Below are 24,546 nucleotides of genomic sequence, written 5' to 3'. Positions count from 1 at the left end.
GGTCACGCGGCGAATCAGATGGCGGCCCGGTACGACGCGCAACGGGCCGCTGTGCAATGCGCGTTACTTGCCCCAGCAGTTGTCTAGGCCGAACTTCGTGTCCTTGCTATCGACGCCGGACATCGGTTTATCGGTGATCAGCGTGACGCCGGTGTCCTGATACCCGGAGACCTTCTTGCCGGTCTTCGCGTAGTCGACGCCGGCGGTGACGCCGAGCGAGGCCATCTTCAGCGGATACTGCTGCGAGGTCGCCGCGATCGCACCGGCCTTCACGTTGCGCACGCCTTCGCAGCCGCCGTCGATCGACACGATCATCACGCCCTTGTCCTTGCCCGCCGCCTTCAGCGCGCGATACGCGCCGGCCGCGGCCGGTTCGTTGATCGTGTAGACGACGTTGATATCCGGCGCTTTCTGCAGGCAGTTTTCCATCGCGGTCTGGCCTTTCGCCTGATCGCCGCGCGTGTCCTGGCTGCATACGATCGACGCATCGCCTTCCTTGACGCCGAAGCCTTCGAGGAAGCCGTTGTGACGCAGCACGCCGACCGACACGCCCGGCGCGAGATCGAGCGTGGCGATCTTCGCGGGCTTGCCGTTCAGCGCGGCCTTCGCATATTTGCCGATCAGCACGCCGGCCTTGAAGTTGTCGGTGGCGAACAGGGCGTCGGTCGCGTCCTGCGGATCGGTCGGCGTATCGAGCGCGACGACCATCACGCCGGCCGCGCGCGCCTTCTTGATGCTCGGCACGATCGCCTTGGTGTCGCTCGGTGTGATCAGGATCGCCTTCGCGCCGGCCGTCATCATGTTTTCGATCGCGGTGACCTGGCTCGCGTTGTCGCCGTCGAACTTGCCGGCGGCCGTGATCAGTTTCGCGCCGTCTTTCGACGCGGTCGCGTCCGCGCCCTGGCGCATCTTGACGAAGAACGGATTCGTATCGGTCTTCGTGATCAGGCCGATGACGGGCTGGTCGGCGGCCTGACTCGCGCTCGCGCACCACAGCGCCGCTGCCGCGGTGCACATCGACACGATTGTCCTGGCGACAGGACGCCTGTGGGAATTCAGATTCATAAGACGCTCCTCCGGTTATTGGCAACGACGTGTGAGACTGCAGATAGATCGAAACTGCAAAACTGCGGGGTCAACGTTTGGCGATGACGCTTCGATTCGACGTGGTCCGAAGGAAATCGCCTAAATCACTTTGGTTGATTTAGTACAGCAGGCGCGCAGCCGATCGTCAAGGAAATGTGAAAGCAGAATAATTGCCATGCAGCGCCCCGGATGCAGGCTGAGAGCCTTGTGTGGCAAGGCTTTGAAGGAGTGTTGCAGTGCGGAGCAGCGGGTCTCGGCTTCGGGAAAGTCCTGGCTCAACTGAAAGCTTGTTGAAGGCTGAACTAGGGTTTTTCAACGCAATTCGCGCCGCGTAACGCGCTTTTTCGGTATCCGCTGAAACCTGAGAAGAGGTCGCGGCGGAACAGCACTTGCTCGCCTCGACAGGACGTGAACCTGCCGGAGAGACCCATGCCTTCGCATTGGTGGCAGCGACGACTCGGCTCCCGCGCATCGTTGATCGCCGCCGCGCTGGTGATCGGCGTTCTGTACGCGGGCAGCACGATGGTCACGCCGCTTTATCCGCTCTATCAACACCGGTTCGGACTGTCCGATCTGACGATCACGCTCGTGTACGCGACCTACGTGATCGGCAATCTCGGCGCGTTGTTCTTATTCGGTCGCGTGTCCGATCAGGCCGGCCGTCGACCGGTCACTCTGCTGGTGCTCGCAGCCGCGATCGCGAGCACGATGTGCTTTCTATTCGCCACGCATGCGACGTGGCTTTTCGTCGCTCGAGCGGCAAGCGGACTCGCGATCGGCGTGGGTGCCGCCACGGCGACCGCATGGATCGCGGAATTGCACGCCGGCGCCGACAAGGCGCCCGCCAGCCGTCTTGCCGCGGCGGTCAATCTGGCCGGGCTCGGAGTGGGGCCGCTGCTGACCGGTCTGCTCGCGCAATTCGCGCCGTGGCCGTTGCACACGGTGTTCGTCGTTTATCTGTTGACGCTTCTGGTCACCGCGGCGTTGGCGGCGCTCGCATGCGAAACGGTGCAGGAGCGCGCCCGGACCCTGGCGCAGGTGTCGTTCGCGCCACGCATCGGCGTACCCGCACGATTGCGCGTGGCATTCGTCGTGCCTGCCGTCACCGCATTCGCGACCTTCGCGCTGCTCGGTTTTTTCGCGGCGTTGTTGCCCAATCTGATCGCGAACAGCATGCATCTGCATAGCCCCGCGCTGAGCGGGGCGCTCGTCGCCGAACTGTTTGCCGCGAGCACGATCACGGTGATGGTCACGTCGAAACTTGCCGCCCGCACCGCAATGTTTGCCGGACTGTGGCTGTTGCCGCCGAGTCTGGCGTTGCTGTTGTGGGCGCAGGTCGCCGCGTCGATCGTGGTGCTGAGCGCGGCGACGGCGTCGTGTGGCATCGCGGCCGCGCTCGGTTTCCGCGGCAGCTTGCAGGAGGTCAACCGGATCGCGCCCGCGGACCAGCGCGCCGAATTGCTATCGGCGTATCTGCTCTGCTGTTACACCGGCAACTCGTTGCCGGCGGTCGGCATAGCTTTGCTGTCGACCCGGGTCGGGCATTTGTGGGCGAACGTCGCATTCGCCGCGGTTTCCGCGGTATTGGCCTGCATTGCTTTGGCGGTCGGTGCGCGTGTGCCTCGTCACGCGAGTTGATGCGCGGCAAGCTGGCCGAACCTCGTCGGCTGCAACGTTGCGTCGTGGCTGTTACGGCCGCATCAACGCGAGCGGGGCGCGGCCGTCGATGCGCGCACGACCAGTTTCGGCTCGGACGAAATCCGCATCGGCACCTGCGCCCGTACATCCCCCACGGCGCGTCCCGCCTGTCCGTACGACGTCTCGATCAGCTCGCGCAGCAGTTCCACTGCAAGTCCGGCGACCTCGACCGTCGGTACCGCCACCGTCGTCAGCGCGGGACGCGACTCGCGCGCGAGCTGGATGTCGGTGATGCCGATCACCGACAGATCGTGCGGCACGCGCAGGCCGAGGTCTGCCGCCGCGTGCATTGCGCCGAGCGCGGGCAGGTCGTTGGTCACGAAGATCGCGCTCAGTTGCGGATCGGCTTCGAGCAGCGCGCGGGCCGCAAGGTAGCCGCCGTGGATCGTGTCGAGCCCGTGCCGCACGCGATTCTTCGGCACGCCGGCTGCGCGCAATGCGTCGACGAAACCTTCATAGCGCGTCGCGTGAATACCCGACGCCTTGCTGCCGACGATCGCACCAATGCGCCGATGCCCGAGTTCGAGCAGGTGCTCGGCGGCCAGTTTGCCGGCCAGCCGGAAATCGACCGCGACGCACGGCAAACCGGGCGGCTCGCTGGGCCGCTCCCACATGCACAGCACGACCGGTGTGCCGCGCGCTTCGGTCTTGTGCAGATCGGCGAAATCGAGGTTCGCGTTGGTCACGAGCACACCTTCGGACAAGGTGCCGGCAATCTGGTCGAGGTACGCGCGGCCACTCAGCGGGTCCTCGTTGGTATTGCAGATGATCACGAAGTGGCCGCTCGTGCGCGCGGCGCGTTCGACCGCGAGCGCGAACTCCGGATAGAACGGATTCGCGATGCTCGACACCATCAAAGCAAGCGTCGGCGCGCGGCCTTCGGCGAGCGCACGCGCGGCGAGATGCGGGCGATAGCCGAGCGCCGCGACCGCGTCGAGCACGCGTTGCCGGGTCGTTTCGCCGACGCGGCCGCGATTGCGCAGCACGTTGGACACCGTGGCCGGCGTAACGCCGGCATGACGCGCGACTTCGCTGAGTGTAGGCATGATCTGGTCAGTATCTGGGATGGCTGCCCGACATTTGCGTCGCGGCGCAAGGCGCGGCAACATCTGTCGTCGAACCAACGTACAAAACGATATCGGAGACAGACCCAACGATCGCCTTGCGATCGATTTTTCGGTCACGCTGATTAAGCGCTTAATCTCCGACTTCGCGCCGATTAAATCACGGAGTCGAGGCAATGGCGAGCATTTCGTTACGAGGCGTGCAAAAGGCGTATGGCGACGGTGCGCCGGTGATTCGCAACGTCGATCTGGATATCGGCGAAAACGAATTCTGCGTGTTTCTCGGCCCGTCGGGCTGTGGCAAGTCCACGCTGCTGCGCATGATCGCCGGACTCGAGGACGTGACCGACGGCGACCTGTCGATTGGCGGGAAGATCGTCAACGACGTGCCGGCCGCGCAACGCGGCGTCGCGATGGTGTTCCAGAGCTATGCGCTGTTTCCGCACATGAGCGTGTTCGAGAACATGGCGTTCGGTCTGAAACTCGCTAAGACCCCGAAGGATGAAATCGAGCGCAAGGTGCGTGAGGCCGCGCGCATCCTGCAACTCGAGGCACTGCTCGAGCGCAAGCCGAAGGCGCTGTCAGGCGGGCAACGGCAGCGCGTCGCGATCGGCCGGGCGATCGTGCGCGAGCCCGGCGTGTTCCTGTTCGACGAACCGCTGTCCAATCTCGATGCAACCTTGCGCGGACAAACGCGCGTCGAAATCGCGCGCCTGCATAAGCAGTTCGCGAAGGCGAGCGTGGTCTACGTGACGCACGATCAGATCGAAGCGATGACGCTCGCGGACAAGATCGTGCTCCTGCATTCGGGCAAGGACACCGAGCGCTACGGCAGCATCGCGCAGATCGGCGCGCCGCTCGAGCTGTATCACCGCCCGAAAAGCCGCTTCGTGGCCGGCTTTATCGGCTCGCCGCGAATGAATTTCCTGCCGGGCAAGGTGGCGTCGGTCGATACGCAAGGCGTGCTCGTCACGCTCGATCACACCGGCGAGAACGTGCGTGTGCCGGTCAGCAGCGTGGGCTTGCAGTCAGCTCAGCCGGTCACGCTCGGCGTGCGCCCCGAGCATCTGGAGTTCGTCGATGCATCGGCCGCGTCGCAAGAGGGTGTGCTCGCGCGCACCGTATCGCTCGTCGAGCAGCTTGGCGAACACAGCTACGTGCACCTCGATCAACCCGGCGGCGCCGTGCTGATCGCCAAGGCGCCGGGCAACACGCACCTCGCGCCAGGCGATCGCGCGAGCCTGCGGGTGCCGCTTACCGCCTGTCATCTGTTTACCGAGGACGGCTTCGCGGCCGCGTCGCTCGAAACCGTCGAACACTACGCTTGAAGAACATTGGGGACACAGGGATGCGTTTAGGAGTCTGTTATTACCCGGAGCACTGGCCCGAGTCGATGTGGAAAGACGACGCGCGCCGGATCAAAGCGCTCGGCATCGAGCAGGTGCGCATTGCCGAATTCGCGTGGAGCCGGATCGAGCCGACCCCCGGCGAATACGATTGGGGCTGGCTCGATCGCGCCGTCGACGTGCTCGGCGCGGCTGGCCTGAAGGTCGTCATGTGTACGCCGACCGCGACGCCGCCGAAGTGGCTGATCGATCGTCATCCGGACATCCTGCCGGTCGGCGCCGATGGACGTCCGCGCGCGTTCGGCTCGCGGCGTCATTACGACTTCTCGTCGCCCGCGTATTTCGAGGCGTCGCGGCGAATTTGCACGGCGGTGGCCGAGCGCTACGGCAAGCATCCGGCGGTCGCTTTCTGGCAGACCGATAACGAATTCGGCTGTCATTACACGGTGGTCAGCTATTCGCCAGCCGCGGTCGCGCGCTTTCGCGAGTGGCTGAAGGCGCGTTATCGCACGATCCAGGCGTTGAACGACGCGTGGGGCACGGTGTTCTGGAGCATGGAGTACCGCGGTTTCGAAGAAATCGACGCGCCGGTCGGCACCGTGACCGAGGCGCATCCGTCGCATCGGCTCGACTACCGGCGTTTCGCATCCGACGAAGTGGCGCGCTACAACCGCATGCAGGTCGAGATCATTCGCGCGCATTCGCCGGGGCGGCCCGTCGCGCACAACTTCATGCAGCTCTTCACCGAGTTCGATCACTACAAGGTCGCGGCCGATCTCGACGTCGCGACGTGGGACAGCTATCCGCTCGGCGCGCTCGAAGAGCAGTGGTTCGCACCGGACATCAAGGCGCGCTGGTTGCGTACCGGTCATCCGGATTTCGCGTCGTTCAATCACGACGTATATCGCGGCATGTCGAAGCTGCCGCTGTGGGTGATGGAGCAGCAGCCGGGACCGGTGAACTGGGCGCAGTGGAACCCGGCGCCGCTGCCGGGCATGGTGCGGCTGTGGAGTTGGGAAGCGTTCGCGCACGGCGCGGGTTGCGTGTCGTATTTCCGCTGGCGTCAGGCGCCGTTCGCGCAGGAGCAGATGCACGCGGGGCTCAATACGCCCGATAACCGGCTCGACGTCGGCGGCAATGAAGCCTCGCAGGTGGCATCGGAAATTCACACGGTGCTCGCCGCGAATGCCGACGCGAATGCGTCGATCCGTTCGAAAGTCGCGCTCGTCTACGACTACGAAGCGAAGTGGCTGTTCGAGATTCATCCGCAAGGCGCGGACTTTCACTATCCGCGCTTCGCGTTCGAGTACTACTCGGCTCTGCGCGCGCTCGGACTCGACGTCGATGTGGTGCCGGCCAATGCGTCGTTCGATGGCTATAGCCTCGTCGTCGTGCCGCCGCTGCCGGTCGTGCCCGACGATTTCGCCGAACGTCTCGCACGCTCGGGCGCGCAAGTCGTGCTCGGCCCGCGCACCGGATCGAAGACGCGCGACCTGCGGATTCCGGCGAATCTGCCGCCCGGTGCCTTGACGTCGGTGTTGCCGCTGCGCGTGTGGCGCGTCGAATCGATGCGGCCGAACGTGACCGAAGCGGTGGTGCTGGACCAGCAAGGCGGTGCGGCCGACGGCTTCGCGCGACACTGGCGCGATTTCATCGACAGCGATGCATCATCCTCATTCGACGTGCGCGCGCGTTTCGCGGACGGTCATCCCGCGTACGTGCGAAGCGGCGCGTTCCACTACCTCGCGAGCCTGTTCGACGACGCGTTGACAGTGCGCCTGTTCGCGCGGATCGCACAGGAAGCGGGCCTCGAAACGCAGGCACTCGGCGACAGCGTGCGCATCAGCCGTCGCGGCGGACTGACCTATGTGTTCAACTATGGCGATCAAGCCTATACGCTCGAAAACATTTCCGACGACGCTTTCGTGATCGGCTCCCGGGAGGTGGCGCCGCAAGGGGTAGCGGTCTACCGCTCGCAATAGAAGTCTGGCCTTGGCAATTCCACGCAGTCATTCGATACAGAAGCGACAACGACGTAAAAACCATGGAATGAAGGAGACAGTCAGGATGAAACTGAAACCACGCAAGATTCTGGCGGCGCTCGCGCTGGCCGCGGTTGCCGCGGGGACCTCGGTCGTCAGCACCGCGCAGGCGGGCACGCTCGCGATGAACATCGCGTTCAAGGGCGCGAGCCAGCGCGCGGTGTGGCAGCAGGTGGTCGACGAGTTCAAGAAGGCGCAACCCGGGATCGACGTGAAGGTGTCGTTCATCGACGAAGAGGCCTACAAGGTTCAGTTGCCGGGTTGGCTTTCGACTGTCGCACCCGATATCGTCAACTGGCACGACGGCGAGCGTATGGCGTATTACGCGCAGCGTGGCCTGTTCGAAGATCTGACCGGCGACTGGCAGAAGAACGGCTGGAACGACATGTATGCGTCGACGAAGGAAGCGTCGTCGTACAAGGGCAAGCAATACGCCGCGCCGACCGTGTACTACTCGTGGGGGACGTTCTATCGCAAGGACCTGTTCGAGAAGGCCGGCATCAAGGGCGAGCCGAAAACGTGGGACGAGTTTCTCGACGCCGGGAAAAAGCTGAAGGCCGCCGGTATTACGCCGATCGCGGTGGCGGGCCGCGATGCATGGACGCTTGCCGGCTGGTTCGATTACCTCGATCTGCGGCTGAACGGCAATGCGTTCCATCAGAAGCTGATGGCCGGCGAGATTCCGTACACCGATCCGCGCGTGAAGAAGGTTTATACGACGTGGAAGCAGCTGATCGACGACGGCTACTTCATCAACAATTCACTGTCCTACGATCTCGACGCGGTGCAGCCGTTCCTGTTCCAAGGCAAGGCGGCCATGATGCTGATGGGGACGTTCATTGCGGCGGGTTTCCCGGACAACGTAAAGCCGCAAATGGGGTACTTCCAGTTCCCGATCATCGACTCCAAGGTGCCGACCGCCGAGGATGGGCCGGTCGAATCGCTGCATATTCCATCGAAAGCGAAGAACAAGGCCGATGCGCACACGTTCCTCGCTTTCGTCGAGACGCCCGAAATCGGTGCGCAACTCGCAAAGGGGCTCGGCTCGTTATCGGCGAACAGCAAGTCGCCGGAACCTGAAGATCCGATTTCGAAGATCGGCTTCCAGATCCTGTCGAATACGAAGGGCGGCATCGCGCAGTTCTACGATCGCGACATGACCAAGGAGATGGCCGACGAAGGGATGAAGGGGATGCAGCAGTTCGTCTCCGATCCGTCGAAGCTCGACAGCATCCTCGCGCAGCTCGAGCAGACGCGTCAACGCATCTACAAGAAGTGAGCGGCGGCGGCCGCACGGCCGCTGTCCGATGCATCGGGTCGTATCAGATCAGATCGGGAGATTGATCGTGTCGCATTCCGTCAGCCGTCATAGCGTCGACGGTCCTGTTGAATCCGGCGGCCAGGGGTTGCCGGCGTCGGGTGGTGCGCTGGGCGGCGCGCCGCTCGCGTCGCGCCGGCGCGGCCCGACGCCGACCGCGCGGCGGCAGCGGCGCGCCGCGTTCCTGTTTCTCGCACCGGCCTGCTTCATGGTGGCCGTGTACGTGGTGTGGCCGATCCTCTCGACGATCCGCCTGAGCTTCTTCAACTGGGACGGGATGACCGAGCCGACCTTCATCGGCCTCGCGAACTATATCGAGCTCGTTCATACGCCGACGTTCTATACGGCGCTGAGGAACAACCTGATCTGGCTCGTGCTGTTCCTGCTCGCCCCGCCGATGGGCCTCGCCGTCGCGCTGTATCTGAACCAGGCGGTGGCGGGCATCCGTATCGTCAAGTCGCTGTTTTTCGCGCCGTTCGTGTTGTCGGGCGTCGTGGTCGGGCTGATCTTTTCATGGTTCTACGATCCGACCTTCGGCCTGCTCGCGATGATGCTCGGCCACGGCGTGCCAGTGCTCGGCGATCCGCGCTATGCGACGTTCGGCATCGTGTTCGCGGCACTGTGGCCGCAAACCGCGTACTGCATGATTCTCTATCTGACCGGCTTGACCACGTTGAACGCCGAGCAGATCGAAGCCGCGCGAATGGAAGGCGCGCAGGGCTGGTCGATGCTCTGGCATGTGATCCTGCCGCAGTTGCGGCCCACCACGTTCATGGCGATCGTCGTGACGATCATCGGCGCGCTGCGCAGCTTCGATCTGATTTCGGTGATGACGGGCGGCGGTCCGTTCGAAAGCTCGACGGTGCTCGCCTATTTCATGTACGACCAGGCGATCAAGTACTACCGCATCGGCTATTCGGCGGCGATCGCGGTGGTGCTGTTCGGCATCATGCTCGTGTACATCGTCTATCACCTGCGGCGGATGCTGCGCGCCGAGCAATAAGGAGCCGCTGATGTTTCCGATTCCGATCGACAAATGGAAGCCGGCCACGCGCCGCGCATACAAGCTGACGTTGCCAATCGCACTCGTGATCTGGCTGCTGCCGATGATCGCGGTGCTGATCACGTCCGTGCGTTCGACCGAAGAACTGAGCGAGGGCAACTACTGGGGATGGCCGAAGCACTTCGCGATGTTCGATAACTATCGCGAGGCGTTGACGACGTCGCCGATGCGGCATTACTTCTGGAACAGCGTGCTGATCACGGTGCCTGCGGTCGTGGGCTCGATCGCACTCGCGGCGATGGCGGGTTTTGCGTTGGCGATCTATCGCTTTCGCGGCAATTCGATGTTGTTCGCCACGTTCGTCGCGGGCAACTTCGTGCCGATCCAGGTGTTGATGATCCCGGTGCGAGATCTGTCGTTGCAGCTCGGGCTGTTCAATACCGTGAGCGCGCTGATTCTGTTTCATGTGTCGTTCCAGACCGGCTTTTGCGCGCTGTTTCTGCGCAACTTCATCAAGCAGCTGCCATTCGAACTGGTCGAGGCGGCACGCATAGAAGGGGCGAACGAGTGGACCGTGTTCTTCAGGATCGTGCTGCCGCTGATTCGTCCGGCGCTCGCGGCCTTGGCGATCCTCGTGTTCACGTTCGTGTGGAACGACTATTTCTGGGCCCTGTGTCTGACGCAAGGCGATGACGCCGCGCCGATCACGGTGGGTGTAGCCGCGCTGAAAGGGCAGTGGACGACCGCGTGGAATCTCGTTTCGGCGGGATCGATTCTGGCGGCGCTGCCATCGGTGATGATGTTCTTTGCGATGCAGAAGCATTTTGTCGCGGGCCTGACGTTTGGCGCGACGAAGGGGTGAAGATGTTGGCGCGTGGCGATGCTGCGTTGAGAAGGGTTGCCCGCGTAAGCGGGCTTTTTTTCGGCGTGGCGAATGAACGTTCGCTCTCGCATTTCTCCATCAACGCTTTTCGGCGGAAGCCTGCTTGACCCACCGCATAACGGTATTCAACGCCGCGCGCGCCCTATCGAGGGGCCGCTTCCCTTCGCTCGCTTTGCTCGCGAGATCCGCAGCCTGAGCAGAAAGGAAATGCGCATGATTGCCAGCTCGGGTGAAGTTGCCTGAATCGGACTCGTCTTCGGGTTCGCTGCGTTGATGTCGCATTGTTCCGACTCGGAGATTCCTTAACAAGGCAACTTCTGCTACCGGTATTGCTGCTACTCCTATCAGGCCGGATCAGCGTACTTCAGCGTCCAGGACAGCGTACGGCTGGCGCCGCCCGTCAACGCGAACGGATTGGTCGTACAGGCGAAGTTGGAGTGCAACTGTCCGATCGGCGTGGTCGACAACGGGTTCGTCGCACCGTTCACCGTATCGAGCTGCGACAGCGCGCAACTATCGAAACCCACCGCGGCGTAGTTCGTCGCGGGGCTATTCGCGTAGCTGACCGAGTAGCCGTCGCTATTCGCCGTCGTGTTCTGAAAGTCCGCGAACGACGTGTAGTCCGTTTCTACCGCGAGATTGCCCGCCAACGTGCCCGAGCTCAGCGTATCGGTGCGCGTGATCGAGCCCTTGGCGAACGTCATCACCGTATGCACTTGCAGATCGAGATCCGTCGTGTACAACGCGTTCTTGGCCGCTTGCCTGAACTTCGCGGTGTCGAACGTGACGACCACCTGGCCGTTGGTTTCCTGCACGTTCAGATTCTTGTAGTACGTGACCGGAATATAGGTTTTGCCGTTGTACGTGACTTGCGGAATCATCAGCGCATAGGCGAGGTCCGTCGTACCGTGCACAAGATTGTCCGAGGACGGCGCCGGATAGTACGGCGTGTACGAGTTGTAGTCGGGCGCCTGGCTCAGGTTCAGGTTGATCACGCGCCTGCCGTCGCGCACCGTGATCAGCGCGGCGCTATACGGATGCGCGGTATCGCCCGGCTGGTTGTACCAGGTCAGCGTGTAGTGCGGGAACGCGTCGAGATAAGACTGCATGTCGGTATCGGACAGCGGCGCCTTGCCGTTGAAGCCGAGCTTGTCCCACCACGCGTTCACGTACATGTACTGATGCAGCAGGCTGAAGTTTTCGCCCATCACGCGCGGCTTGCCGCGATACGAGTCGGTGCCGCGGCCCTTGACCCACATGTTGACGGACGGCGTCGGCAGCGTTGGGTCGTACCAGAAGTTGCTGTAGCGCAGAGCCGACTTGTAGATGTACGTGTAGGCGACCTTCATTTCCTGATCGGTCAGGATGCCCGCATTGGCGGCGGCGGTCAGCACTTCCATGAATGCCGAGTCGCCATACGGACCGATCGAGCGGCCATAGTTGAAGCCTTGGCCCTTGGTATTGAGCTGCGGAAGAATCAGGTTGACCGAGTTACGCAGATACGATTTCAACTCCGGCGTCAGGTTTGCCTGATTGCCCATTTCCAGCGTGCGCTCGGTCACTTCGCCGATTAGCAGCGTGCTGTAACGGTCGTAGCGCGCCTGATCGTAATAGGTCGTGTGCGTGTTCGACGCTTCGTCGGAGAAGCCGCCGGTCGAATCGTTGCGGATGTGCTTCGTCAGCGTGTACAGCAGCGCGTCGCGCGCGTTCATCGTGGCCACGGTCGGGTCGGTGGTCGACGAGAACGTCGGATTGCTCCAGCCGAGCTTCTGCCGCAGCCCCGCGATGCCATACGACACCGCGTAGTAGTTCTGCGCGGTATTGAGCGATGCGACGTCGATCGGCGTGCCTGCGGCGGGGCAGGTGTCGGTCTTGCCGCTCGCATCGGCGCCGAACATGTCGCAGAAGGTCAGGCGCGCCTGTAGCGTCTTCAGCATCGCGTCGCTGAACACTTCGTTGAGCATGCCGTGCGACTGGAAATTGTTGAGCGCGACGAGATAGTAGTACTCGCCCCAGGACGTATTCGCGTACGTGTAATTGGAGCCGGTCATCTGCGTCATCATCGCCGTCGTGATCTTCTGGTACGTCGCCAGATAGTCGGCGTAGGCCGGATCGCCTTTCGTTTTCATGTCGATCAGGATCCACGACAAACCGAGCGCGAGCTTGCCGGGCAGGAATTTGTCGCCGGTGTTCGTATCGAGCACATGGACTGGGCTGCCGTCGCCGAGATCCATCACCACCTGGGTGAAATCGGACGATTTTCTGATCAGATCGAACAGCGCTCGCATTTGCCCCATCATCGTGATTGGAATGCCTGCGCCGGTCGGCACGCTGGTGTCGGCCGCGCCGTAGACGATTCCATGCAGCGAAATTGCGCCGTTTTTCGACGGATCGGGCGTGGGAGAGGGCGAGTTCGTGGACGGACTGCCGCCGGAAGAGGATGGGCCGTCATTCACACCGCCGCCGCAGGCGGTGAATAAAAGCGCGGTGGCAGCGCTGACGGCAAAGGCAAGCGTCGTTTTCTTCGGGGAAAGCATTTCGTCTCCAGATTTTAGTTGATTGATGGTCTGATTAACTTTTCCGATATTCCTTGATTATTGTTCGTCTCCTTTTAAATGGATTTTGTGATTCAAATAATCTGCGTGCCGAGAAAAAGAATGTCTTGAAGTTAAAAAACATCAGTCATCAGATGACATCCTACGACGGGCAAAGCGCCTCCCTGCATCGAGGAATGTGTATCCTCGTTGCTAGCCTTGCCGTTGGCCATCTTCCTTACTCTGCTTGGCTGTGCCTCAGCCACGCGTCGCTGCAGCGCAGCATGGTGATTACAGACGCCGCTGAATCGCGGCAGATAAATAATCTGTAAGACGTAGGAGATCATATCTCACAGCGGATTGCAAGCGGTCCAAAACGCGAGCAAGCCGCTGTGCGGCGTGGAAAAGGTGGTATTCGATGATTTGATCCGCGGTTTATCGTTTGCAGTTTGAGGTTGATTTTTGTGCGATCGACATCGATTATCGATTTGGTTAATTCCGAGAAAGTTAGTTAGGTTGGCGAAGCATCCGCGCGGCGTGAGGCCGACGCGTTGCTTTCGTCTCCTTGCTGGGTCTTTCGAAAGTGATTACACGGTGGCCGGATTCTTATGGATTGCGCGCTTTAAGTTAAACGTTTTCTCTGGCTTATCGAGCCCTTGATCCGTGCGAAACATTTACTAGGAATACCAGGCATCGGCAGCGCGTGCCGGTTCGCAGCGGCCTCCAATCCACCCGCTCGCCGCCCATCGGATAAGATACGGCCCGCCATGCATTTTTTAGAACGGAAGGAGTGGTTTCAATGATCGAACCGAGCAACGTTTTCAAGGAAAATCTCGCCAGAATGCCGGCAATCGACGGTATCGCGCGCATCGATCTGGTCAACGGCAGCGGTGCCGTGGTCGCTACTATCGAGAACAAACCGGGCAAGCAGGGCTCGCTCGCGGTGTACAACTACCTGCGCGGCGCGTTCGGCACGCTCGACGCGAAGGCGGCCGAACACGGCCTCGCGCTGTTCGCCGAGCATACGGCCGACGCGCGCAACCGTCCGGGCGCCCATCCGAACGTCGACCACCTGCTGGTGATTGCCGCCGGCGGCGAGGCATTGCGCATCGACGTCGTTCCGGCAGATTGAGACCGCTAAAAGTCTTTTTCTGCTTCTGCAAGGTAGACGTTTTCCTGCCATTGCCGCGAACTCCGATGCCCCCGGCGACGGATTTGCGGCCCCCAGCGCGGATTGCTCGGTAAAAACCCTCGTTTTTCTCGAAGACCCCGGATTAGCTTCAGATTCGGCTTCTGTTCGGCGAATTGAAACGCGGGGGGCCGGCGCACACTGAGTTCGTCCCGTCGCGTATATCGCGCTTTTCCGTCAGGAGCCCCGGATGTCCTCCCGTCACAACAAACCCCGCCGGTTCGACACCGACCTGCCGGAACTCACCGCCTCGGAACGGGATCAGCCGACGCTGGGTCCGAACGACCCCGCGATGCGCGAACTGCAACGCGGTTCCGAAGCCATCCTGCGTCTCGCCACGCAGGCGCACGCGGCCGTCGCCCGAAGCGACGAAGCGGGCGCGCAAGCCGCACGTCAATCGCTCGAAACGCAACTGACGTTCACCACCGCCCTGATCGATGAGCTGCTGTTCGGTGCGCCCGAGCGGTCCACGCTGCATTGACGGCGAACGCGGCAGCAACACCGTACCAACCCGTAGTCCCGAAGTTCCGGAAACTGACATGAGCACGTTGACCGTCATTCTTTGCATTTGGGCCATGGTCGCTTTTTGCGCGGTCCTGTTCATTCGCGGCGCGAGTCCGCGCGTCGAGCGTGAGGCAGAACGGCCGCGTGCCCATCCGTCACGCTATTCGATCGCCGAGTAACTCGCACACGCAACGACGCGGAATCAACGGGGTAACATGAGGAGCGCCGGCGCCACTGCCGGCCGGCACCGACGATGTTCCCCCCGGAGGTTCTCGTATGGACACACATTCGATTCTCGGCATGTTGCATGCCGAAGAGGCTTTGCTGGTCTCCATCGTGCGGTCGCTGCCTGACGACATCAAGCGCAGAATCGCCAACGACTTTCACGAGCAGGCGCAACTCGCCGAAAGCTCGCATCTGAATCCCACCACGAACCGCGAAACGAGCGATGCATTCAAGGCCCATGTCCGGCGTCTGTCGAACATGCTTGCTTCGTTGTCTTGAGTCGGCTGACGCCCGCGCAAGCGAGCCGAATATTCCGACTCGTTCTCTCGCCGCATCCCAGCTTCATTTGGGGGCAGCTTAAGGCTGACTTAAGAAAGCGACCCTAGGCTGCCCCGAGCCTCATACAGCGTCTAACGCAGTGCCAGCAGACGCTAATTCAACGAAACCACCTCGTCGTGCGTGCCTTTCGCGCATGCGACGGTCGACAGTCGTTCTTGAACATGCCTCTATCTGTAGCTCGTCTTTTACCGGGACGCGCCAGCAAAATCATTGTCGTATGCGCAATGAGCTCGGTGTGCGCTGCCTATCTCGTCACTCATGAACGCGCCGCGCGCAACGACGAACCCGACGTGTCGCTTCGGAGCAAGGACTCGACGACGGCCGTTGCCCGCGCGCCGGGATCGGCGTCGGCACCCCCGCCGGCCGTGCCGGCTGCGCAAGCCCCTACATTCACCGTGAGGGAAGCGCCGGTCGAGCGCACCTTCGCGGCGGCCGCGCAGAGCCTTGGCATCGATGCGGGCACCACAGCGATTCTGTCGCGTGCGTTTCGCGACGAGCTCGATTTGTCGCGCGATCTGAAAGCTGGCGACCGCGTGAGCGCCGTATTCGACTCCACTAGCGTCACTGGCACAGGCGCAGCGCGCGAACCGCTCGCGGTGCGCATCGTACGAGGCTCGAGCGCGCACGACGTGTTCCTTCACAAGAATCCGCAAGGTCAACCGCACTACTACTCGAAAGACGGCCTCAGCACGGGGCCCGCGTTCGAGCGCTATCCGCTCGACTTCACGCGCGTGTCGTCGGCTTTCTCGTTGCGCCGCTTCGATCCGGTAGTGCATCGTTGGCAAAGTCATGACGGCGTCGACCTTGCGGCGCCGGCCGGCACACCCGTGCGGGCGACCGCGCGTGGCGTGATCCGTTTTATCGGCCGTCAGTCCGGTTATGGCAATGTGGTCGTCATTCAGAACCCCGCACCGTTTTCGACGACGTTCGCGCATCTGTCGCACTTCGCGAAAGGACTGCGCGCAGGCAGCCGTGTCGTGCGCGATCAGGTGATCGGCTATGTGGGCAAGACCGGTTGGACGACCGGACCGCATCTGCATTTCGAGGTTCACGTGGACGATGTGCCGCAGGATCCGCTCAAGGTCGACCTGCCGCAGAAGAAGTCGCTTGCCGCCGATGAATTACGGCAGTTCGAGGTGCGGGTCGCGCAATTGACCGCGCTGCTGTAAGCCATTTGTCGTCTCGACTTTGCGACACGTCGGTCCGCATGACCCAGGTATTGTTTCGTCGCATCATGCGCCGGCGATTCTGGCCGGTACGTGTCGCAAACCATGGCCCGTCAATGCGCGTTCGGGTATTCCCGCGTGCGTCGAACGATGTGTGCGAACCGGCACGAACTCGTCGAAGCATTCATGCGGCGTCTCATTTTCGATGCATCACGTGCGATCAGGCCCGCTTCGAAGCGCATCGGAACGCATCCGTCCTTAACTGGCAACGCTTTGTTCCAGCATGGCATAGCCGTTGCAATAAGACCGGCACAAGAACTACACATGTTGCAGCCGGAATTTCACTCAGTGAATAAATGCCGACGGCAGCAAACGTCTTCGCGATTCGCGCTCGGGGAGCTTGGCGCAACACGCGAAGTACGGCGGGGCCACACCAAACGGATGTCGACAAACAACGACGACGCGCGCGGACGATACGGTTATATCTAACGTCGGCTCGCGATCGTGACGGCGTGAAGCGATGACCCCGCCATTTTTTCCGTGCATGAGGGTCAAGCCGAATGCGCGGCGGCCCGAGCGAAAGGGCGCTTGCGCGCGGACCGGCGGGCTGCGAAGATCATGCTAACGCTCCTCCACACGGTATGCAGCCGCTGCATCAGGGAATGCCATGTTAGCGTCGAGCCCGTTTCCGTCATTGCTGCACCACGCGAGCCTGTGGCTGCAAGGCTATGCGCTCGTGCTGGTCATGATGGGACTCGGCGCGTTGCTCGAGCGTCGCTGGCCGGCCGCATTGCTTCAATCGCGCGCGGGGCAGCGTCTGAACATGGCTTATGCGGGCGTGTATCTGGCGTTGGTGGAGGCCACCAAGCCGCTGACCGCGGCCGCAAGCGTCGCGATCGTAAATGCGCTCGGCGGCGGCATGGTGGTGCTGGTGTCGCACGGGTGGGGCGCGCTCGCTTCGTTCGTGATCGTGCTGCTGACGATCGATTGCCTCGAATACGCGTTTCATCGCTTGCAGCACACGTGGCCCATCCTGTGGAAGCTGCATTCGCTGCACCATAGCGCGGTGGATTTCAACGTGACGATCACGTTGCGGCATCACTGGATCGAAGTGCTCATCAAGGGCTGCCTGCTTTATCCGCTCGTCGGCGTACTGTTCAAGGTCGAGCCGTGGATCGTCGGTGTGACGTCGATCGTATTCATGTTCGGCAACTACTTCGCGCATCTGAATCTGCGCGTGGACCTCGGCCGCTACGTCACGTGGATCAACAATCCGCAGTATCACCGCTTGCATCACTCCATTCGCGCCGAGCATCTCAACCACAACTTCACGCAGCTATTGCCGATGTGGGATCACGTGTTCGGCACGCGCTGGGTGCCCGCGAAACACGAGTGGCCGGCCACCGGTCTCGACGATGGCACGCAGCCGAGCTCGTTGCTCGGCGCGTTCAGCTGGCCGTTGGGTCAGCATGCGGGACGTGATGCGTTACCCGTTCGCAAGCCGCTTGCGGTGCTCGACAAGAAAGCGAAATAGCGCGGGCTAGGCGGGTTGCGCGCCGCGCACCGCCTTGCCGCCCAGCAGCGACACGATCAGCGTGGCCATTACGAGCACGCCCAACGCCGCGCGCAAGCCGAGCACCCCAGCGCCGAAACCGATCAGCGGCGGCCCGACCAGAAAGCCCGCATAGCCGAACGTGGCCGCCATCGACACGCCGATCGCCGGCGTCGCGCTCGACCGGCCCGCTGCGCTGAAAATCACCGGAACGATATTCGCGAGACCGATGCCGACCATCGCGAAGCCGACGCACGCGGTCAGCACCGTCGGCAGGCTCAGCACCAGCGCGAGCCCGGCGAACGCGATCAGACCGCCGAGCGCGACGACCTTGCTCGAGCCGAAGCGTCGCACCGACGCATCGCCTGCGATCCGGCAGGCCGCCATCGAAAACGCGAACGCGGAGTAGCCGATCGCGGCGATGCTCGCTTCCTGGTTCAGCGTGGAGCGCAGGTACACCGCGCTCCAGTCGGCCACCGCGCCTTCTACCAGCATGCACATGAACGCGAGCAGCGCCAGCTTCATCACGCCGCTGTCCGGCCATGCGAAGCCGCTCGACGCGGCGGCCGCGCGCGGACCGATATCGCGCAACGCAAACCATGCAGCGAAAATGATCAGGGCCGCGATGAACAGATCGGGGACGAGCAGCCCGCCCATGACGCCGACGCCGCCCTTCTGCAGCATCGCGCCGCTCGCTGCGCCAAGCAGGCCCCCCGCGCTCCACGCGGCATGAAACGACGACATGATCGGCGCGCGCCAGCGAGTTTCGATCGCGCTCGCATGACCGTTCATCGACACGTCGAGTGCGCCGTTCGACGCGCCGAGCGCAAACAGCACCACGCACAACGACAGCATGCCGGGCGCGACCGCTGGCAGCGGCAGCGCGATCGCGAATGCCGCGCCGAGCAGCGCGGTGGCGCGGCCGCTGCCGACGCGCGGCGCGAGCTGTCCCGCGAGCGGCATCGCAACGATGGCGCCGAGCGCGAAGCAGAACAGCGCGACACCGAGCGAGGTGTCGCTGAGCGCCAGACTTTCCTTGATGCGCGGCACCTCGACCGCCCATGCGCCGATGCCGAAACCGTTGGCGAGAAAGACGGCGAGCGTCGCGATGCGTTCCCTGGCGAATAAGTTCATGGGCGTGCCACCATCACGTTATCGCAGACGGCCTTGAGGCTCGCGACACGCGCGCCCGGTACGTCCGCTTCGACGCACAGATGATCGACCGCCGCAGCCGGCGCTACCGCGAACGGTGCAGCCGTGATCAGCTTTTCCGAAGTCAGCGCGATGGCAATCTGGCCGCTCGCTTTGACCATCGCGCGTTTCAGTTCAGCGTCTTCAGCGTCGAATGCGGCGACGCCTTCGTCGGGATCGAAGGCGCAGGCGCCGAGAAAACAGAGGTCCGCGCGGATCTGCTGGATTTGCAGCAGCGCGGTCGCGCCGAGCGAGCCCGCCGCGCCCCCGGCGATGCGGCCGCCGATCAGTATCACGTCGATTCCCGGCCGGTTCAGCAGCCGTGCGCACGCCTCCGGCGAATTCGTGACGACGGTCAGGCCGGCGTTGTCGGGCAGCGCCGCCGCGATCGCGACGTTCGTCGAGCCCGCGTCGAGCAGCACGATCTGCTTCGGACGAACGATCGATACAGCCGCCGCGGCAAGCCGTGCCTTGCGATCGACGGCCTCGTTCATCCGGAGCGCCGCGGGTTTGTCGGCGGGCGACATCAGCAGCGCGCCGCCGTACACGCGCTTGCAGTGCCCCTGATCGGCGAGATCGCGCAGATGGCGGCGCACGGTGTGCTCGGAGATCTGCAACTCGGCGGCAAGCTCGGCCGCGAGCACCCGACCATGCGAGCGCAATCGCTCCAGAATCAGCGCTTCGCGCTGCTCGGGCAGTAGCCCATTGATCGCTTCTTCCCGGGTTCGCTGCATGGGTCTCGTCTCCGTTTCGGCGCAAACCGATCATAAACGAGCAAAATGTATCGCAAACAGTCGAGGGACGCAAGCGGCACCGACGCGGTTTGCACCGGGTCTCAAGCGACTTCGTTCAATTCCGGTCGTGAGTCACGGCCGAAAGCCAGCCGATCGAGCAGCCATACCGCGACGAGCGTTGCGCCCATCAGCGGGAAAACGACGCCGAGCAGCACGAGGCCGGCTTTCCAGCCACGCATCGGCGGCGCGGCGCGCTCGCGCGACGGCGCGCCGAGCGAGCGTTGCGGCCGGCGTTTCCACCACATCACGAAGCCAGTCCCAGCGAGCGCGGCAAGGCCGAGCGAAATCGCCGCGCAGAGTATCTGATTCGCGACGCCGAAGTAGCGCCCCATATGCAGCGACGTGCCGTACGACACGGCCTTCGCGATCGCGCCGTAATCGCCGTAGCGAATGTCCTTCAGGATCGCGCCGCTGTATTGGTCGACGTACAGCGTGCGTTCATCTCGCGGATCCGCGGGGAACCACGAAAGCGTGTAGACGCCGGTTGCGGAGTTCGGCAGCACGATGCTGTAGCCGTCCGTGATGCCGAGCGACGCGGCGAGCGCGACGATATGGCCGAGCGACAGCGGCTGCGCCGCGTCGCTGGCCGAAGAAGAGGGCACGCTGGAGTTGCCTGCGGCCCACGGCGTCAGCGGCAACGGCAGGTCGTCCATGACCATGCCGGGCATCGACTCCATTTCGGCGTGCGTGGCATGGGCGCCCGTGGCGCTCGCGTGGTCGGCGCGGTCCGGTTGCGCTCCCGGCACGCTGGAGCGCAATGGCAACCCGCCCCACGCGTCCGGCGGCGCGCCTAGCTTCGTCGCGGTCGCGAACGCCTTGAACTGCTTGCCCCACGAGCCGGTCCACGGCAGACCGGTCAAGACGAACGCAAGCGCGCCCAGCGCGAGCCAGATGCCGATTACCGCATGAAGACTTTTCCATAGCGGACGTCCTTTCAGCGCGAGGCGTGGCAGCAGCACAGAGCGCGCAGTCGATTTGCCGCGTGGCCACCATAGCGCGATGCCGGTGCCGATCATCACGAGCGTCCAGCATGCGGCCAGTTCCATCAGCAGTTCGCCGGGCTTGCCGAGCAGCAGCTTGCGATGAATCATGCGATCCACCTGCATCAAGCGACGCTCGACGCTCAGCGTGCCCAACAAATCGCCGTTGTACGGATTCAGATAGACGCTCTGCTGCGTGCCATCTGCGAGTCGAAACACGAATTCGGCGCTGCGTTGCGGATCGCGTGTGATCACCGCGGTCGTCGCGACCGAGCCGGGCGGCATCGCCGCGCGCGCTCGCGCGAGCAGCACGTTGTCGGGCAGTCTCGGCACCGCTTGCGGTGCGACGACCATTTGCTGCCGATACAGCAGCGGCTCGATCGGCGGCTGAAAGCAATACAGCGTGCCGGTGATAGCGAGCACGAGCAGAAACGGCATCACGAAGAGGCCCGCGTAAAAATGCCAGCGCCACAGTGTTCTATAGCCTGGATGTGCCGGGCCGTTCGTCGCGGCAGCGGCCGTACCGTTCTGAGCACGTCCGGGTTCGGCGGTTGGAGTCGTGGACATGAAATCCTCAAATGGGGCGATGGGTTGCTCAGAGATGCAGCTTCGCTTCGACATAAAACGTGCGGCCCGGATACGGGTGGTAGACGAAGTAGTGCGCATCGAACAGGTTGTCGACGCCGATGCCGAGTTCGCTGAGCTTCGTCGGCTTGAACGTGAACTTCGCGTCGGCGACCGTGTAGGTGCTGGTGCCGCCGAACACGTTGGGGTTCGTGTCGGTATTCGTCAGCGTGTTGTACTGACGGCCCGAGTAGCGCGCGGCGAGCGTCAGCGCCGCGCGCGCGTCGAAGTGATACGTCGCGGCAAGATTCGCGCGCCACAGTGGAATGCGGTAAAAGTACTTGCCGACCGAGGCCGGGTTCTGCGCGTTTTCGCGGATCTTCGACTGCGTGTACGCGACGCTCGCGAGCAGATCGAGTCCGCGGGCGAATACGTCCTCGCCTGAATAACTCGTTTCGACGCCGCGCGAGCGAACCTTGCCGATGTTCTGGAAGTTCGTCACGTTCGGAATCACGGTGGTGTCGGTCTGACTGAAGATCGTGTTCTTCACGTCGTCCTGAAACAGCGACAGGCGGAACACGCCATTCCAGTGCGCCCATTCGGCGCTCAGTTCTTTCGACAGATCGTCTTCGGGTTGCAGATGCGGATTGTTGTTGACGATCGCGGAGCCATTGATTTGCCCCTGGAACAGTTCGCTCGCGGTCGGAAAGCGATAAGCGCGCCCGATCGACGCGCGCAAAGTCAGATCGTCGCTGACATCGAACGATAACGACGCCTTCGGCGAAAAGTGACGCTGGCTGGCGTCGCTGTAAGCGATCGTCGTGCCGGGCAGCGACTGTGCACCATCGTAGGCTTGCCAGTCTTCATAGCGCACGCCGTAGACGAGCTTCCAGCGCGGCACAAAACGCCACGCGTCCTGCGCATAAAGAGCTTGCGTCTGCGTCTTGCCGGTGAACGCATTGGCGAACGAGGTCGCGTCGCCGTCGCGCCAGGCCAGCGTGTTGTAGGTCTGGTTGTCGACGAAGTAGTTGTCGTAGTGGTAGCCGAAGCTCAGTGCGTGATTGGCGAGTCCCGCCTCGTTTGCCGCGGGCGTAAAGGTGCCGCGCAGGTCCAGCGTCTTCCAGCCGGTGCCGTCGCCGAACAGCACCGTGCCGGGACCGTTGCCGGGGCCGCCGGCCTTCGCGGTGCGTGCGACGCTATTGCCGATGTCGTAATACGACGCGATTGCCTCGCCGTTCCAGCCGACTGCGTTGCGCGTTTTCAACGACACGCCGTAGAGCCAGTTCTCGCTGTGCCCGAGACTCGGCGCGAATGCGGCAGCCGGAATCGTATAGTGGTAGCCGTTGATCGACACGTTGCCGCTGTACACCGGGTTGCCGTCCGCGTCGCGCAGGAACGTCGATGTTTCGCTGTTGTACGTCTGGTGCCAGTAGCCGAGCGTGAAGCCGCCCTGCAGCGTCGGCGTGAAGTCGTACTGCATCTTCAGCTTGAACTGGTCCTGCACCGTGTGCTCGATGCCTTCGCCGTTCACGCCGAGCACAGCCGTCGGCGCATTAGTCTGGTTGTTGTAGAAATAGGCGCCGGTGACGGGCGTGTCGCCGGCCTTCGCCGGCGTGGTCGACTGCGCGAGCGTCGCGAATTGCAGCGGCTGACTCGTGTTCTCGAGATGATTGACGCCGAGCAGGTATGAGAACTTGCCGATCCGATCGCCGAGCGACGCGCTCACTTCGCTACCGTTGAAACTCTGGTTCACGCCGAACAGGCTGAAGTGCTGCGTGAATGCCTTGACGTCGGCGTTGGCTTCGAACTGCGTCGGCATGCGCGTACTGATCAACACGGTCGCGCCGAGCGAATTGCCAGGGTACAGCGCGGAAAACGGTCCGTAGATTACGTCGACCTGCTGGATTTCGTCGGGATACACCATCGACCAGCGCGGCGGAAACGAATAGCTATTGCCCAGCAGGTTGCTCAGCAGCAAACCGTCCGCATAGACGAGGCCGCGCGCGCTCTGCGTGTTGCTGGTGCCGCGTACCGCGATGATCGAATTCAGGTCGCCGATGAAGCGCTTGCGTACCGCGAGGTTCGGCAGGTACTTGAGCACGTCCTCGGTGTTGACGACGTTCCAGTTCGCGAATTGATCGCGTGTGACGGTTTCGACGGAGGCGGGCAGGTTCGGGTCGACGGCGCGCGATGCGGCGCTCGCGCTTGCGCTGGCATTGACGCTGACGGCGGGCAGCGTCGCATCGGCGTCAGTGGCATGCGCGGGTGTTGCGACCAAAGCCGGCACGAAAGCAGGCACGAGCGCGGGCCAACGAACGGAACGGCGAACCGCGCGATGAGCGGAACAGACAGCGTCACGACGGACGCAAAAAGACAGCCTTCGCAGCGCGAAGTTGAACATGAGCGTTTCCTCGATGCATTGAACAGGCGATCGCAGGTTTCGTCGATATCAGCGACGAAGGCGCGATCAGAACCGGCAGCGATCAGGAAACGGCAGGTGGCGCGCGCGGACGTCCCGACGGGAACGCGCCAAGCGGCGTGAAGCGGGTGGACAGCGTGGGCGGCGCGGTGCCGGCCAGCGGCAGCGCGGCCGGCGGCTCGACGACGGCGAGCGTCGGCATCGCGACGTGATGTTCGAGCAGATGACAGTAGCCGCAGGCGCCGAACGCATCGTCGTGGCTCAGATGCACGGGGGCGGGGCTCGTTTGAGCGACGACGCTCGCATCGCTGATATCGCTTGCGCCGGCCGGGCGAAGCGCCGAACACAGCGCGGCAATCGGCTCGTGGGCGCGGCCCGATTCGAGCAACTGACTCACGAGCGGCGCGAACACGACGAGCCACATGGCGACGAGGCCAAGCCATGCGGTCAGTTGGTTGCGGGAGCGTCGAGTCATGAGCGTCGAAGAAAAGACGGGGCCGATTCTAGCATCACCGCACGATCCTTTCATTCGTAATGACGGGTATAGCGGCGGATTTGACGGTGAAAACGCGCTTATTTCGGGGCGCTGAGGCCGGGGCGAATCACTTATGCTGTGCAATCGCGCGAGGTGCGCGTACCGAATCAACAG

20 protein-coding genes and 1 pseudogene are annotated in these 24,546 nt (G+C 62.9%); 13 read left to right on the top strand and 8 right to left on the bottom strand.

Features of this window, described 5'->3' with window-relative positions; genetic code table 11:
* Positions 1-63: 63 nt before the first annotated feature.
* Entirely contained in the window at positions 64-1,065 is a 1,002-nt protein-coding gene (locus BC1002_RS21770) for a sugar ABC transporter substrate-binding protein (RefSeq protein WP_013092150.1), read from the bottom strand.
* Positions 1,066-1,515: 450 nt separating this feature from the next.
* Between BC1002_RS21770 and BC1002_RS21765 the strand changes: the two genes are divergently transcribed.
* Complete coding sequence (locus BC1002_RS21765) at positions 1,516-2,724, top strand: MFS transporter (RefSeq protein WP_013092149.1); 1,209 nt, start codon at positions 1,516-1,518, stop codon at positions 2,722-2,724.
* Between the two features lie 62 nt (positions 2,725-2,786).
* Here the strand turns inward: BC1002_RS21765 and BC1002_RS21760 are convergent, their stop codons facing one another.
* Positions 2,787-3,830: a LacI family DNA-binding transcriptional regulator gene (locus BC1002_RS21760; RefSeq protein WP_013092148.1), complete on the bottom strand. Its 1,044-nt coding sequence runs from the start codon at positions 3,828-3,830 to the stop codon at positions 2,787-2,789.
* 194 nt (positions 3,831-4,024) lie between these two features.
* Here BC1002_RS21760 and BC1002_RS21755 point away from each other — a divergent pair, with 194 nt between their 5' ends.
* From BC1002_RS21755 to BC1002_RS21735, 5 genes are all read left to right on the top strand, one after another.
* Positions 4,025-5,176 carry an ABC transporter ATP-binding protein gene (locus BC1002_RS21755; RefSeq protein WP_013092147.1) on the top strand — a complete coding sequence of 384 codons (1,152 nt, stop codon included), beginning with the start codon at positions 4,025-4,027 and terminating at the stop codon, positions 5,174-5,176.
* Positions 5,177-5,196: 20 nt separating this feature from the next.
* The gene (locus BC1002_RS21750; protein ID WP_013092146.1) at positions 5,197-7,176 is read left to right on the top strand and encodes a beta-galactosidase; all 1,980 of its coding nucleotides are present in this window, start codon (positions 5,197-5,199) and stop codon (positions 7,174-7,176) included.
* Between the two features lie 85 nt (positions 7,177-7,261).
* Positions 7,262-8,515, top strand: a complete 1,254-nt coding sequence (locus tag BC1002_RS21745) for an ABC transporter substrate-binding protein (protein WP_013092145.1) — start codon at positions 7,262-7,264, stop codon at positions 8,513-8,515.
* 67 nt (positions 8,516-8,582) lie between these two features.
* Positions 8,583-9,557 carry a carbohydrate ABC transporter permease gene (locus BC1002_RS21740; RefSeq protein ID WP_013092144.1) on the top strand — a complete coding sequence of 325 codons (975 nt, stop codon included), beginning with the start codon at positions 8,583-8,585 and terminating at the stop codon, positions 9,555-9,557.
* Positions 9,558-9,567: 10 nt separating this feature from the next.
* On the top strand, positions 9,568-10,419 hold the full coding sequence (locus BC1002_RS21735) for a carbohydrate ABC transporter permease (RefSeq protein ID WP_013092143.1): 852 nt from the start codon (positions 9,568-9,570) through the stop codon (positions 10,417-10,419).
* A gap of 365 nt (positions 10,420-10,784) precedes the next feature.
* Here BC1002_RS21735 and BC1002_RS21730 read toward each other — a convergent pair whose 3' ends face one another.
* Entirely contained in the window at positions 10,785-12,977 is a 2,193-nt protein-coding gene (locus BC1002_RS21730; protein ID WP_013092142.1) for a hypothetical protein, read from the bottom strand.
* A gap of 53 nt (positions 12,978-13,030) precedes the next feature.
* Between BC1002_RS21730 and BC1002_RS37850 the strand changes: the two genes are divergently transcribed.
* The 7 genes and pseudogenes from BC1002_RS37850 to BC1002_RS21705 all read left to right on the top strand — a co-directional run.
* Positions 13,031-13,306: a hypothetical protein gene (locus tag BC1002_RS37850; RefSeq protein WP_157874730.1), complete on the top strand. Its 276-nt coding sequence runs from the start codon at positions 13,031-13,033 to the stop codon at positions 13,304-13,306.
* A gap of 467 nt (positions 13,307-13,773) precedes the next feature.
* A complete protein-coding gene (locus tag BC1002_RS21725) occupies positions 13,774-14,106 on the top strand; it encodes a DUF2322 family protein (RefSeq protein WP_013092141.1) in 333 nt (110 codons plus the stop codon).
* A gap of 247 nt (positions 14,107-14,353) precedes the next feature.
* On the top strand, positions 14,354-14,644 hold the full coding sequence (locus BC1002_RS21720) for a hypothetical protein (protein ID WP_013092140.1): 291 nt from the start codon (positions 14,354-14,356) through the stop codon (positions 14,642-14,644).
* Between the two features lie 58 nt (positions 14,645-14,702).
* The gene (locus BC1002_RS38485) at positions 14,703-14,846 is read left to right on the top strand and encodes a hypothetical protein (protein WP_018434255.1); all 144 of its coding nucleotides are present in this window, start codon (positions 14,703-14,705) and stop codon (positions 14,844-14,846) included.
* A gap of 97 nt (positions 14,847-14,943) precedes the next feature.
* Complete coding sequence (locus BC1002_RS21715) at positions 14,944-15,171, top strand: hypothetical protein (protein WP_013092139.1); 228 nt, start codon at positions 14,944-14,946, stop codon at positions 15,169-15,171.
* Between the two features lie 284 nt (positions 15,172-15,455).
* Positions 15,456-16,400 carry a M23 family metallopeptidase gene (locus BC1002_RS21710; RefSeq protein ID WP_013092138.1) on the top strand — a complete coding sequence of 315 codons (945 nt, stop codon included), beginning with the start codon at positions 15,456-15,458 and terminating at the stop codon, positions 16,398-16,400.
* A 664-nt stretch (positions 16,401-17,064) separates the two neighbouring features.
* Positions 17,065-17,754, top strand: a pseudogene (locus tag BC1002_RS21705) (sterol desaturase family protein); the annotation flags it as partial.
* A 183-nt stretch (positions 17,755-17,937) separates the two neighbouring features.
* Here BC1002_RS21705 and BC1002_RS21700 read toward each other — a convergent pair.
* From BC1002_RS21700 to BC1002_RS21680, 5 genes are all read right to left on the bottom strand, one after another.
* Entirely contained in the window at positions 17,938-19,083 is a 1,146-nt protein-coding gene (locus BC1002_RS21700) for an MFS transporter (protein WP_013092136.1), read from the bottom strand.
* A complete protein-coding gene (locus tag BC1002_RS21695) occupies positions 19,080-19,874 on the bottom strand; it encodes a DeoR/GlpR family DNA-binding transcription regulator (RefSeq protein WP_013092135.1) in 795 nt (264 codons plus the stop codon). Before BC1002_RS21695 ends, BC1002_RS21700 begins: the two co-directional genes overlap by 4 nt.
* Positions 19,875-19,975: 101 nt before the next feature.
* On the bottom strand, positions 19,976-21,481 hold the full coding sequence (locus BC1002_RS21690) for a PepSY-associated TM helix domain-containing protein (RefSeq protein WP_013092134.1): 1,506 nt from the start codon (positions 21,479-21,481) through the stop codon (positions 19,976-19,978).
* 28 nt (positions 21,482-21,509) lie between these two features.
* Positions 21,510-23,879 (bottom strand): TonB-dependent receptor, encoded by a 2,370-nt coding sequence (locus BC1002_RS21685; RefSeq protein WP_013092133.1) that lies wholly within the window; start codon positions 23,877-23,879, stop codon positions 21,510-21,512.
* 82 nt (positions 23,880-23,961) lie between these two features.
* A complete protein-coding gene (locus tag BC1002_RS21680; protein WP_013092132.1) occupies positions 23,962-24,372 on the bottom strand; it encodes a DUF2946 domain-containing protein in 411 nt (136 codons plus the stop codon).
* Positions 24,373-24,546 lie beyond the last annotated feature (174 nt).

It is taken from the genome of Paraburkholderia atlantica, from assembly GCF_000092885.1.
Taxonomy (GTDB): Bacteria; Pseudomonadota; Gammaproteobacteria; order Burkholderiales; family Burkholderiaceae; genus Paraburkholderia; species Paraburkholderia atlantica.
Note: the sequence above shows the minus strand (reverse complement) of the source record. Positions and strands in the feature narration are given on the sequence as shown.